Genomic DNA, 12676 nt, shown 5'->3' with positions numbered 1-12676 from the left:
AACCAATACATAGGGAGGAATACCAATGAAAAGACAGCTGAGTTGTTCTTTTTCTGCTCTAGCTCTGGGAATGGCAAGCTTCGTGGCTGCCCCTCAGGCAATGGCACAAGATTACACATCTTTTGGCATCGATGCCGATTTGCCAGGCACTTGTAATTATGCCGCGATCGATGCCAAAGACTATTCGGGCCGCACTTTAAATATTATTACGCATGCGATCCCCGTTATTGGAGAGCCGACCGCACTGCACGCGGAACAATTTGCCGAATTGACCGGTGCTGAAGTCAATGTGGTCCACGTACCATTCGGCGATCTGTTTCAGAGGATCATGATCCCGTTCCAAAGCGGTCAGAATGCCTATGACGTCCTTTTTTATGGGTCTCTTTGGATCGGCGACTTCAATCAATTTCTTGAGCCGGTTCCAGACACTTATCTGAACTCAACAGGCATGTCAGACGTAACAGATAGCTTCCTCGGTGTGGCTACTTGGAATGGTCAGATGATCCAATACCCGATGGACGGAGACCGTCACTACCTGAAGTATCGTACCGATGTGTTTGAAAATGACGAGCTTCGTGCGCGTTTCCTTGCAGAAACTGGCCGCGAACTGACCATTCCAGCGACTTGGGAGGAGTACAATCAAGTTGCTTCCTTCTTCTCCGGCTTTGATTGGGATGGCGATGGTGAGATCAATTATGGCTCAGCTGAAGTAGCCAAACGTGATGACTTGATGTTCTCTGCTTTTATTAGCCGAGCAGCTCCATATGCGAAGCATCCAGAAGTTACTGGTGGTTTTTTCTTCGATCTCGAGACTATGGAGCCGTTGATCAACACTCCTGGTTTTGTGCGAGGTCTGGAGCTATTCGTTGAGGCTCAGCAAGCGTTCCCTCCAGGAGGAACAAATTTTGGGCTCGGGGATGAGATCTTCTCGTTTGGTGGTGGCCAGACTTTGATGAGCTATTCGTGGGATGACGCGTTTATTCAAGCCCAACAGGAAGACAGCCGTATAAGAAACATGGTCGGCGCGGCCCCGCTTCCTGGCGCGACTGAAGTCTGGAATCGTATCTCTGGTCAGTGGGATACTTTTGAAGAGCCAAGTCGCGCACCGTATATGACGTGGGGTTGGTCCTCCGCGGTATCGGCACTCTCCGATGAGCAAGAGATGGCGTTCGATTACCTCTGCTTCTTTGCCAACGAGTCCAATACATTCCATGATCTTCAAATTGGCCGTTTCGGAGTTAACCCCTACCGCAGCAGTCATTTTGACAGCGGCTTCTGGCAGGGACTTGGCTGGGATGCTTCTGTGGCAGATAGCTACGTAACCACTCTGTCTGAAATGGAAGAAAGCCAAAACCGAGTGTATGACCTAAGGGTTCCTGGCGTTGGGCAGTTTATGTCTTCAATGGCTAACGGGGTGGCCGCCGCGCTAGCAGGTCAGAAGACGCCACAGGAAGCTCTCGACGAAGTTGCTGTTGAATGGTCGGAGATCGTAGAGCGTATCGGTGTCGACAGACTGCGTGAAGCATATGCGAACGTCGTGCGTCTCGAAGACAATGAAGGTTGAGGTAAATTGAAATTTGGTGGGAGGTCAGCGGTCTGACCTCCCATTTACCTAAGGTAATCTACATGCTTAAGCCCAAACATTTTTTTCTCCTACCTGCGTTATTAACGCTTGTCGCAATTATTATTTTTCCACTGATTTTCACCGTGCGTGTCAGCTTTTCAAGTTGGGACGTCTACCAGGCAGGCCTCGACTATATTGGCGGACGAAATTACTTGCGTGTGTTTGCGGACGCACGATTTTGGGAAAGTTTAGTGCGACTTTGTACCATGAGTGCTGTCACTGTAACGTTGCAATACGTGATAGGGTTTGCTCTGGCGCTAGCCGTCTGGAAACAAATGGCTGGTGGCCGAATATTTCGAGTTTTATTTCTCGTTCCAATGATGACCACGCCGGTCGTTATGTCCGTAATTTGGCGGACAATGTTTCATGAAAGCCTCGGCCCAATAAATGACATACTTTTATCTTTAGGGATGGGGCCTGTTCCATGGCTATCTAGCGCAGCGGGTGCGTTTGTGAGCGTGATGGTTGTGGAAATCTGGCAGTGGACGCCATTTATGTTCTTGTTGCTGTTCGCTGGGCTCGTCTCTCTACCCCGAGAACCGTATCTCGCAGCGTCGATTGATGGGGCTGGGCCGATCCGGACATTTTGGCAAGTGACCTTCCCCCTAATGGCACCAATTTCTATTGGCGCGGTAATTATTCGACTTATTGAGGCCTCAAAGATTATGGACACGGTCTACGTGCTGACTTCCGGTGGGCCCGGCACCGCCACTGAGACCCCTTCCTATTATATCTACATCAGAGGGCTGAGAGATTTTCAGGTTGGGTATTCAGCCGCTTTGTCTCTGACCTACCTTGTTTTGATGATCATTACACTCACGGTCATCGCCAAGCTTTTGATGCGCTTTCTTGTCGGAAAGGATGCATGAGATGAGCCGTAGCTATCAGTTAATCAAATATATCTGCCTGCTCGCATGGTCCGCCTTCGTTGTATTCCCTTTTCTTTGGGCACTCTCAACTTCCTTTAAGGACGCTAACGCTGTGACCAGCGGAGCACGTTATATTCCGTGGCTCGAATTTGAGCCCTCTACCATTGGTTGGCGGACACTCTTCGCAACCGGAAGCCAAGGCATCAATATCGTGGGGCCGTTTATCAACTCTGCTACGGTAACTTTAATAGCCAGCATCATAAGCCTATCACTAGGGACTTTGGCCGCCTACGGACTTAGCCGTTATCAATTTCGTGCGGGTTTCGTAAAGAATAGCGACATCACTTTTTTCTTCATTTCGCAGAGAATTATGCCGCCCATCGTCTTGGCGATCCCGTTTTTTTTGATGCTGCGAGAAATCAATGCACTCGATACCGTGGCTGGTTTGGTCATAGTCTACGTAGCTTTACTACTCCCGATAGCCGTATGGGTAATGATTGACTTTTTTGGGTCAATCCCTCGTGAACTGGATGAGATGGCAATGATTGATGGCTGTACACCAGTAGGCGCTTTTTTCCGGGTAGTGCTACCAAATTCAATTGCGGGCTTGGTAGTGGCGGGAATGTTTTGCCTGATTTTCGGTTGGAATGACTTTTTCTTTGCCTTCACGCTGACCTTCACGGAAACGCAGCTTCTGCCAGTGGCAATCGTTTCGCTCAATTCGTCAGTGACGCCGTGGTGGTCGCTATCAGCTTTTGCGTTAATCTCAGTGACACCTCTGGCACTCATAGCGGTAGCCGTTGAACGCTTTATGTCGCGCGGATCACTAGCCGGAGCATTCAGGTAAGATCATGCTGAAAGTAAATAACCTATCCACTCATCACCATAAGCTCCCATTAAAGGCTTTAAACGCCTCATTTGAAGCTGGAAGAATTTATACTGTCTTGGGTCGTACAGGCGCAGGAAAGACTGAATTGTTGCGCTCGCTTATTGGCCTGGATGCCATCTCTGGAGGGCACATTGAGCTGGACGGAGCTGATTTGGCTCGTACTCCCATAAGATCTCGCCAAATGGCGATGGTCTATCAACAGTTCATTAATTATCCGCATCTTAACGTTCTTAAAAATGTTACGTTTCCGCTGCTTCGTATGAAGCTTGAAACGGCTGAGGCAGAAACCCGAGCGCGGACTGCTTTGCGCCTAGTTGGCCTTTCGGACTTTGAGGAGAGGATGCCATCGGAATTGTCAGGTGGGCAGCAGCAACGCGTTGCTCTCGCGCGCGCCATTGTCAAACAGTCGCGTATACTGTTGATGGACGAACCTCTGGCAAACCTTGATTATAAATTGCGCGAACAGCTGCGAGAAGAATTTCCGCGTCTTTTGGAAAATAATGCTGATGGCATCATCATTTACGCCACGACTGAACCTGGTGAAGCGATGCAATTGGGCGATCAGCTCGTTATCATGCACGAGGGAAGGATTATTGCGCAAGGAGATCCGGCCGATCTTTTCCAAAACCCGCCGAACATAGATGCAGCTCGCGTAATAAGCGAGCCACCAATTTCCATCTGCGATGCACGCGTGGAAGGAGGGCGTCTGTTCATGTCAGGGGGATTTGAAGTTATTGATAGTTCACTTGAGCTGCCCAGTGATGGGAAGGTTTTTGTTGGTATAAGGCCTGTTTCTCTCGCACCTGGGGGAACTATTCGCGCGCGCGTCACACTCGCCGAGTTTTCCGGATCGGATACGATTGTCCACTTGGCTCTACCTTTTGGTGAAGCCGTGATGCTGGTTGAAGGCATCCAAAACTATGAGCCAGACGACTGTTTCGGTGTTTCACTTGACACAAAATCGCTGTTGGTTTTCTCGCAACAGGGCCAAAACATAACCGTTCGGAGGTCATGATGGCTGAGATCACTTTAAAGGGCCTAGGCCATTCCTACAAAGCAAATCCCAAATCCGAGGCGGATTACGCTCTCAAGCCTGTTGATTTGGTTTGGGAACAGGGCAAGACTTATGCGCTATTGGGGCCATCTGGCTGCGGTAAAACAACAATGCTCAACATCATTTCAGGGCTATTGAAGCCCTCTGACGGTCAACTTTTGTTTGATGGCAAAGATGTTACTGCTGCTACAACTTCTGAGCGCAACATCGCACAGGTTTTTCAATTCCCAGTAATTTACACGACAAAGTCTGTACGAGGCAACTTAGCCTTTCCGTTAGAGTGTCGAAATTGGCCGAAAGAGAAAATCAAAGATAGAGTGGAATACATTGCTGCACTTTTGGATTTAACGGAGATCCTTGACTATCCTGCACGGAAGCTCAGCGCAGACCAAAAACAACTCATTTCGCTGGGGCGCGGTTTGGTTCGTAATGACGTTAGTGCTGTTTTACTCGATGAGCCACTAACTGTTATTGATCCACAGATGAAGTTCACGCTTCGCCGCAAATTGCGAGAAATAAATCGCGCCACCGGCATCACTATGATTTTGGTTACCCACGACCAAAGCGAGGCAATGTCTTTCGCGGACGAAGTGGTGGTAATGAAAGATGGCTGCGTTCAACAAAGTGGCTCCCCGGAGCAACTATTTGCACGGCCAAATAACGAGTTTGTCGGTTATTTTATTGGCTCGCCACCCCTCAATCTTTTCTCCGTACAATTTAGAAATGAATGCTTATATGTACCCGTCCTTGACCAATTGCTGCCTGCTGACGCAGGTGGATCCCTAGAAACGATAAAAGTCGGCGTGCGGCCCGAACATTTGAAAGTCCAAAAGTCTTCGGAAGAGGATCCCCAAGCTCATGTCACTGGGATTGACGATCTGGGTATTGAGCAAGTGTTTTCAATGCGCGGGAGAAATGGAGAACTTTTCAAAGTCAAGTCACGGTTAAACCGAGATCTATTGTGCGGGGACTCTGTTGAAGTCACAGCAGCAGAAAAAGATGTAATGATTTTTAAAGAGGGATTATTAGTACGCTAGTAATTGTTGGGACACCCTATATCAGACCGTGCGCCTCGGACCTCGGACCTCGGTCATGGGTTGATAGATTTATTGGAGGACGGTTTTGAAGGGGGACTTGGAGGTAGCTTTGTCGCGCAGTCATCAAACATATTGGAAATCAAGAGGTCTATATCTTACCCTAAGCTATCAGTTTATTTGATTTCAATCGTGTAAAACATTGCAGCTTCAGAGCAGAGGGCCACAATACATTAACAACTAAACAAGACCATCCAATCGCGGGCATAAAATTGTTTTGATCTTTGTGATGGTTAGGTTTTGTCCAAAGCATATTCAGCCAAGATAGGTGCAATGCCAGAGCCAATAGCACGGGCGGAAATACCTATCTCACCAGAAATAATGGTGGTGCCTTTTAATCCGCGATGATCATAATGAGCGAAAGCGGCGTCATTAACGGCCTTTATAAGTTCAGCGTTGAGATGGCGTGTGAGTGAGCTGTCAACGATTATTGCATCAGCATCAAACAGGGCTTGTGCAATTACTGCGGCAAAGGCGATTTGTGGTGCGGCTACATCAAGCCAACTTCTAAAAACCGCTCTGGCAGTATCATCATGCAGATTTTCCGTATAGAAAACGTCCGAGGCCAGACCGCCAGCTTCTGCACTTTCTTCTAAATAGTGCAGCGAGGCGCCTTCCAATAATTGTTGGGCCTTTCCTTCTGCCACTACAGATATTGGCATTGAGGCTATGGCACCGGCAAGATTATTTTGACCAGTGTATAGTTTGCCGTTTACGGCGATGCCTCCACCAATAAATGTGCCAACATAAATATAAACAAAGCAATCGTGGCCTAGGCTGTTACCAGTTGCTATTTCAGCCAAGCAGGCTGCAGAAGCATCATTGAGAGCCGTGACTGGAAGCGCAAATGCATTTTCCAAGTCAGTGGCAAGATTGGCTGTAGCCCAATGTGACATTGCACCTTCTGGAGCGCCGACCGTGGCTTCCCATGCTTCAAGTTCATCGGGTAGTGCGATGCCGATACCAACAACACGTGAACGTTGGCCATCGGTCAGCGCTGCAAGCAAATTAGCAACCTCCCTTAACACACTTTCACGGATTGTCGGAAAATGTGGAAAATCGTAGTACTCGAGCCGCTGTTCGATAATTTGATAGTCAAATCCCATAACTATGACTTCAAGCGAACGACGGCCAACTTTGATACCAATTGACAAAACTCCATCCGGATCGAGTGAGTAAGGCGTCGAGGGCTGTCCAATTTTTCCTTTAATAGAAGCCTCAGCACGTAATAGCCCCTCGCTAACGAGGCGGTTCACAATAACTGTTGCCGATTGCGCACTGAGACCAGACGCGCGTGTAAGGTCCGCTTTGCTCATCGAGCCATTTGCTCTTATCAGCTCCAACAAAAGCAATTCATTGTGTGGGCGCTTGATTTGCGATTGGATATGTTTGTCTTTCGGCATCAACCCTTTGCCCATTTGCGTTGAACATGAGTAGCGTCTACTTCGATGCATCCGCCGATTACGCCCTTTCGCAATATCACATTCGCAAAAAGGTTGATCTCACTGGTAGCAACCACTGCGTAACAACGTTGGATCCGATCGTATAGAGACGCCCCGTGAGAAACTTCAATTCGTTTAATGTGCCCGAGCGCATCGATCAGGTGTCCGTCTATTTTCTCGTGAACTTCGGATCGGCGATCAGGCTGAGCAGGATTACAACTCCGTATCGCTGGGCAATTCACATCAGAATCCAAAGGTAGCACCGACAAGATTGCCGCAAGCACTCGATCGACAGATAGCCCATCTGCCCTTACGAGTCGTTTCGCATGCGCCTCGGCAGGATAATTTCCATCGACAATAGCAATTTCATCTCCATGCCCCATAGCGCGCAAGTTCGCTAACAAATCTGGGCCGAGCACAGGATCAATGCCAAGTAACATTAGATATAACTCGCATCTTCGTGCACGCCTTGATCGACGCCAGTGATCATTGCAACGACGTCGTTCCCACTTGCAGTCTTTGCGTCTAAAACCCCGGCAATCCGGCCTTGACGGAACACGACTATGCGGTCCACCAAATTAAACACTTGCCTCAAATTGTGAGAAACGATGATCACAGGAATGCCGCGTTTTTTGAGCCCACGAATAATATTTTCTACCTTAGTAGTTTCCTGGATACCCAGTGCCGCAGTCGGTTCATCCATAATGATGAGCTTGCTTCCCCAGCCAGCTGCTCGACTGATGGCCACACACTGCCTCTGACCTCCTGACATTCCTGATACTGCTTGCTTAGTGTCTGGGATCTTAATACCCGTCTTTTCCAGCAATTCACCTGCTCTCTGCTCCATGTCTTTTTTCTTAAGCCAAGACAGCGGCCCAAACTCAAAATACACTTCTTCGCGGCCCAGAAAAATATTTTCGGGCACGTTGAGGTGATCAGCTAGTGCAAGATTTTGATAGACGGTCTCAATCCCGTAAGCGCGCGCATCTTCAGGTGCCTTAAACCGCACAGATTCGCCTTCGATTAGAACTTCGCCTGAGGTGGGTTGCTCGACACCTGTGATATTTCGCACAAAGGTTGATTTGCCTGCGCCGTTATCTCCAACGATGGCTATATGCTCATCCGCATACATTTTAAAATCAGCGTCATTAAGAGCCTGTACACCCCCGTAGTGCTTTGTTAACCCACGTGTTTCTAAAACAATTTTACGGTCAGCCATCATTTCCACCCTCCCAAAGTCAACGCTTCTGCACACGGAATGAGCATCATTGTGTCAACTAAGTCAATAATTAAATCAAATTGAATTAGTTATTGACATGTCTCCAGTTTGACGCTTTCACTGTCGCCAATGCCTGCTGAATGTGGCTCGGCGTTTTTTGGGAGGACTCTAAATTGAAACTTAATCTTAAACTCGCAAGCGTGGCTGTAGCCGCCGCTTTGATTGGCTCTGCAGCAAACGCTCAAGACGTCATTGGCTATATCACCAAATCCGCTACCAATGCTGGATGGATGATGATCAACCAAGGCGCAGAAGACGCTGCCGCAGAGGAAGGTGTGACGCTGGTCGCAGTTGGCCCCTCATTCCAGGGCGATCTATCAAGCCAGTTGGAAGTATTTGAGAACCTAGTCGCGCAAGGCGCTGCGGCCATTGCGGTGGCACCAGTCGACAGCGCGGGCATCGCCCCTGCAGTCAATGACGCGATGGCGGCCGGCATCCCTGTTGTTGCGGTAGACACCGGCGTCTCAGGTGCCGAAGTCACATCTTTCGTGGCCACCGACAACTACGCCGTCGCGAAGGTCCAAGGTGCAGTTGCCGCAACTCTGATCGATGATGGCCAGCCCATTATCTACGTGACAGGCAACCAGGCACAGTCAACTGGTCAAGAACGTCGTAATGGCTTTATCGAAGCCTTTTCTGCGGCGCGCCCAAACTCCGAAATTCTCGAAGTCCCAACTGAATGGAACAGCCAAGAAGCTCAAGAGGGTGTAGAGGCAATCCTTAACAGTCGTCAGGATATTGCAATGGTCGCCAATGCTTGGGATGGCGGCACAATGGGTGCCATTGCAGCTCTGCGCAACCTTGGTTACGGCGCTGGCGATGTGCAACTCGTAGGTTTCGACGGCGCAAGCGACGCGATCGTCGCGATGCGCGAAGGTTGGGTACATGCTGACACTGCCCAAATGCTATACCAAATGGGCTATCAGGGCATCCGTGCCGCAGCAGCAGCCGCTCGTGGTGAAACCGTATCGCCCCGTATCGACACAGGCTTTTTCCTTGTGACACCTTCCACTTCAGCTGTTTACAGCGAAATGGTTGGCATCGAGTGATCTAGCAAAATACGTTGAGGGGCGCGTCATACGGCGCGCCCTTTTTTTATCCCTTAAATTTGGATGAGACAAAAACTATGGAGCGCGGCGTGGAAAATCAAAAAAAACGTTCACTGCAAGACAGTGCCGTCATTGCAATGGTAAAATTTTTCCGTGCCGATTGGTCGGGTGCATTTTTGGCAATTCTGATACTTGGCATTGCCATCGAACTAGCCACCACTGGACGACCATTTTTTCATCCTTCTAACTTAATGACCATATTGAATAACTCGGCGGCAATAGGAGTTATCGCAGCGGGAATGACTTTGGTCATTATTACAGCTGGGATCGACTTGTCGGTTGGCTCAGTGATGGGAATGGCTGCAGCCCTGACTGGGTACGTGGTCAGTTTCTGGGGCTTTCCGCCATCTGTGGCAATCTTCACAGGATTGGCCCTCGGTCTAGCAGTAGGTTTCTTCAACGGCTCACTTGTCGCCTATTTCGGCATGCCTGCCTTTATCGTAACACTTGCAGGCCTTTCTATTTGGCGGGGCACTGGTCATTTGGCAACCGGTGCTCAGGCAACTCCTGAGCTGTCAGCGACCTTTGATTATTTTGGGCGCTACAATCCTTTCGCAAGTCTGCGTGAGGCTTATACAAACGATGAGCTCACTGGCGTTTGGAATAGCATTGGCGGTTTTGTTGATGCCAACTGGATAAACTTCTTCCGAACCTTTCAGATGTCGATGCTAATCTTTGTCGGTTTTTTTATCCTGCTGACTATCATTATCGCGAACACTCGTTATGGGCGCTGGGTATACGCGATTGGCTCGAATGAGCCGGGAGCACGCCAAGCCGGGATAAACACCGCTCGCTACATGTTAATCACGTATATGTTCTGTTCGTTTACTGCTGCATTGGGTGCGTTGCTGTTCCTAGGTCGCGCACCATACGCCAAGTCGGACTATGGCCAAATGTGGGAACTTGATGCGATTGCCGCAGTGGTAATCGGGGGAACTTCACTTTTTGGGGGTCGGGGGTCGCTGTGGGGCACCTTCATGGGCGTGATCTTGCTAAAATTGATTAATAACGGCCTGACGCTCGCCCAGCTAGACACATTCTGGCAGATGGTGGTGACAGGCCTAATTATTCTGATCGCTGTGGGGATCGATATCGTTAGGCAATCAAAAAATCCCGAAAGTGTGCGCAAACTGCTAGCTGCAATTTCTACGGTGATGGCATTTTTGGCAGCTATGACACCTGGCGCAATTTACTTACGCGCCAAGATAGCGATCCTAGAACATAATGCTGCAGAAGCGCTGAGAGCAACGGGTGCACAATTAGCGCCTGGACAAAATGCCCGCCTATTATCCCCGTCTGACTTGGAGGCTTTTGAGGCGGCTCTGAACGCTAATATTGGCGCGGCTGCGCTTCTGTCCTTGTTGGTACTTGCTTCTGGATATGTGGTATTCAAAGGGAATACGATGCTTACTTGGGTTCTATCTGCCTGCTTTGTATTAATGATGCTGCCCCTTGTAACGATGGGCTACCAAATCACGGTCCCATTCTTAGTATTGGGAGCAGCCGTGGCTGTAGGTAGTAATTTTGTTTCCATACTCTTCGATAGAGCGCGTGCACTTAATGCTAATGCCACCTAAATCCCTGATTGCCGTCGGTGGTGAAAATCTCATCGACTCCATCCAAGATCAAAGCGGTAGTGCGCCTGATGGTTACTTTCACAACCTAGGCGGCTCACCCTACAACGTAGCCGTCGCCCTTGCGCGTCAGGGAATAACTACTCATTACATCACGCCGATTTCGTCCGATGCATTCGGCGACCGCTTGGCGGCACATCTACGAGATCAGGGAGTTGTCACCTCTGGACCACGTCTTGCAGCGCCGACTACGCAAGCAATCGTCACGCTCGAAAAAGGGGTGCCAAAATACCAGTTTTTGAGAGATGGTACTGCTGAACGCATGGTGACCACTGAAATCTTGCAGTCAGCCTTTCCTGCCGCTGCAACGCATTTCCACATCGGGTCATTAGCTCTGGCAGACGGTTCAGATGCAGCTGTTTGGGAAAAGGCTTTCATTGATGCCGCGAGACTTGGCATCTGCACCTCTCTCGACCCAAATGTGCGTGCTTCGTTGATCACTGATCCTGTTAGCTACAGGAAACGAATTTCGCGACTATTAACCAACTCAAGCATCGTCAAACTTAGCGATGAAGATTTAGACTGGCTGTACCCTGGCCTGGACTATTTAAATGCCATTACAAAACTGCGCGAGCAAACTACAGCTAAACTAGTTGTTTTGACCAAGGGCCCGGAGGGCGCTGAAGCTTGGACCTCTCAACATTACCTGAGCCTTGCCAATCCCCAATTCAGTGGACTGGTCGATACCATAGGCGCTGGCGATACATTCATGGGCACTTTGCTTGCTGGTTTGGCCAACAATGATCAATTGACATCTAACGCCCTTGATCAGATTACGTCAGATAATCTTGCTTCATTAATAAAACGTGCGATATACGCCGCGTGTCTTAATTGTACTAAAGAGGGCTGTGATCCGCCTTTTGCAGAGCGGTTAGAGCAGGCCTTGTTAGAAGAGAGACTATGAAGCTTTATCTCGACACCGCTGATCGCCAAGAATGGCGTGACCTAATGCCAACGCAGATATTTCGAGGCATTACGACGAACCCGATATTAGCGGCACGCGCAGGTCTAGATTATCCGAATGTCGATTGGACGAGTATGGCGGCTGAGGCCGTGGATCTAGGCGCTGTGGAGCTTCATGCGCAGGTTTTTGGTCCGATAGAAGGATACGTTGACTGGGCCGGCCAGCTATATGAGGCAGGCCGGAAGTCAGGCATCGAAACAATTGTGAAAATTCCACTAGTAGAGGCAGCAATTCGTGCCACGCCAGGCATAAAAGAACTGGGAGGACGGATTTTGATGACTGCCTGTTATGATGCCAAACAAATGTTCGTGGCCCAGGCTCTGGAAGCGGATTTTATTGCTCCATACTTTGGCCGGATGATGGAGGCCGGGGTAGACGCAATGGGTCATCTAGCGACGATGGCGCAAATGAATAACGGATGCGAAAAACCCTGTTCTGTCCTTGTAGCGTCATTACGTTCACCTGACCAGATGGTGTCGCTTGCCGATATTGGGCATGACTGCTTCACAATTGCGCCTAGTGTCGCTCGTTCACTCTTGGAGTGCGGTCTAAGCGTCGCGGCATTTGAAGATTTCGAAGCCATAGCAAAATCGGGTCTGACCTGATTGCTCTTGCTATAATATTTTCATCCTAAGAGCCTGAGCAGGAACTAACTTGGAAAGTACATCTTAGCCAACCCCTCTATTTGCGTTATACTATAACAGTCATATAGGGGGCT

12 protein-coding genes are annotated in these 12676 nt (G+C 49.3%); 9 read left to right on the top strand and 3 right to left on the bottom strand.

The window, feature by feature from the left end; all coding sequences use genetic code 11:
- The first annotated feature begins 25 nt into the window (after positions 1–25).
- From AAC622_RS08760 to AAC622_RS08740, 5 genes are all read left to right on the top strand, one after another.
- Positions 26–1564 carry an ABC transporter substrate-binding protein gene (locus tag AAC622_RS08760; RefSeq protein WP_340261703.1) on the top strand — a complete coding sequence of 513 codons (1539 nt, stop codon included), beginning with the start codon at positions 26–28 and terminating at the stop codon, positions 1562–1564.
- A gap of 62 nt (positions 1565–1626) precedes the next feature.
- Complete coding sequence (locus tag AAC622_RS08755; RefSeq protein ID WP_340261701.1) at positions 1627–2493, top strand: carbohydrate ABC transporter permease; 867 nt, start codon at positions 1627–1629, stop codon at positions 2491–2493.
- Between the two features lies 1 nt (position 2494).
- Complete coding sequence (locus AAC622_RS08750; protein WP_340261699.1) at positions 2495–3340, top strand: carbohydrate ABC transporter permease; 846 nt, start codon at positions 2495–2497, stop codon at positions 3338–3340.
- Between the two features lie 4 nt (positions 3341–3344).
- Positions 3345–4397, top strand: a complete 1053-nt coding sequence (locus tag AAC622_RS08745) for an ABC transporter ATP-binding protein (protein ID WP_340261697.1) — start codon at positions 3345–3347, stop codon at positions 4395–4397.
- Complete coding sequence (locus AAC622_RS08740; RefSeq protein ID WP_340261695.1) at positions 4397–5473, top strand: ABC transporter ATP-binding protein; 1077 nt, start codon at positions 4397–4399, stop codon at positions 5471–5473. Before AAC622_RS08745 ends, AAC622_RS08740 begins: the two co-directional genes overlap by 1 nt.
- Before the next feature lie 290 nt (positions 5474–5763).
- Here AAC622_RS08740 and AAC622_RS08735 read toward each other — a convergent pair whose 3' ends face one another.
- Genes AAC622_RS08735 through AAC622_RS08725 form a run of 3 tightly spaced genes read right to left on the bottom strand, consistent with a single transcriptional unit; the run spans position 5764 to position 8194 of the window.
- Positions 5764–6933, bottom strand: a complete 1170-nt coding sequence (locus AAC622_RS08735; RefSeq protein ID WP_340261693.1) for an ROK family transcriptional regulator — start codon at positions 6931–6933, stop codon at positions 5764–5766.
- Positions 6933–7412 carry an RbsD/FucU family protein gene (locus tag AAC622_RS08730; protein ID WP_340261691.1) on the bottom strand — a complete coding sequence of 160 codons (480 nt, stop codon included), beginning with the start codon at positions 7410–7412 and terminating at the stop codon, positions 6933–6935. The genes AAC622_RS08735 and AAC622_RS08730 overlap by 1 nt, the downstream gene beginning before the upstream one ends.
- A complete protein-coding gene (locus tag AAC622_RS08725) occupies positions 7412–8194 on the bottom strand; it encodes an ATP-binding cassette domain-containing protein (protein WP_340261689.1) in 783 nt (260 codons plus the stop codon). The genes AAC622_RS08730 and AAC622_RS08725 overlap by 1 nt, the downstream gene beginning before the upstream one ends.
- A gap of 170 nt (positions 8195–8364) precedes the next feature.
- Here AAC622_RS08725 and AAC622_RS08720 point away from each other — a divergent pair, with 170 nt between their 5' ends.
- The 4 genes from AAC622_RS08720 (at position 8365) to AAC622_RS08705 (ending at position 12563) form a co-directional block, all read left to right on the top strand.
- Positions 8365–9300 carry a sugar ABC transporter substrate-binding protein gene (locus AAC622_RS08720; RefSeq protein ID WP_340261687.1) on the top strand — a complete coding sequence of 312 codons (936 nt, stop codon included), beginning with the start codon at positions 8365–8367 and terminating at the stop codon, positions 9298–9300.
- Between the two features lie 89 nt (positions 9301–9389).
- Positions 9390–10937 (top strand): ABC transporter permease, encoded by a 1548-nt coding sequence (locus AAC622_RS08715; protein WP_340261684.1) that lies wholly within the window; start codon positions 9390–9392, stop codon positions 10935–10937.
- Entirely contained in the window at positions 10927–11898 is a 972-nt protein-coding gene (locus tag AAC622_RS08710) for a carbohydrate kinase family protein (RefSeq protein WP_340261682.1), read from the top strand. The genes AAC622_RS08715 and AAC622_RS08710 overlap by 11 nt, the downstream gene beginning before the upstream one ends.
- Positions 11895–12563, top strand: a complete 669-nt coding sequence (locus tag AAC622_RS08705; RefSeq protein WP_340252529.1) for a transaldolase family protein — start codon at positions 11895–11897, stop codon at positions 12561–12563. The genes AAC622_RS08710 and AAC622_RS08705 overlap by 4 nt, the downstream gene beginning before the upstream one ends.
- The last annotated feature ends 113 nt before the right edge of the window (positions 12564–12676 follow it).

The sequence above is a fragment of the Roseobacter sp. HKCCA0882 genome (assembly GCF_037805225.1).
Lineage (GTDB): Bacteria > Pseudomonadota > Alphaproteobacteria > Rhodobacterales > Rhodobacteraceae > M30B80.
The sequence above is the reverse complement of the archived record's forward strand: the minus strand, read 5'-3'. Positions and strand labels throughout refer to the sequence as shown.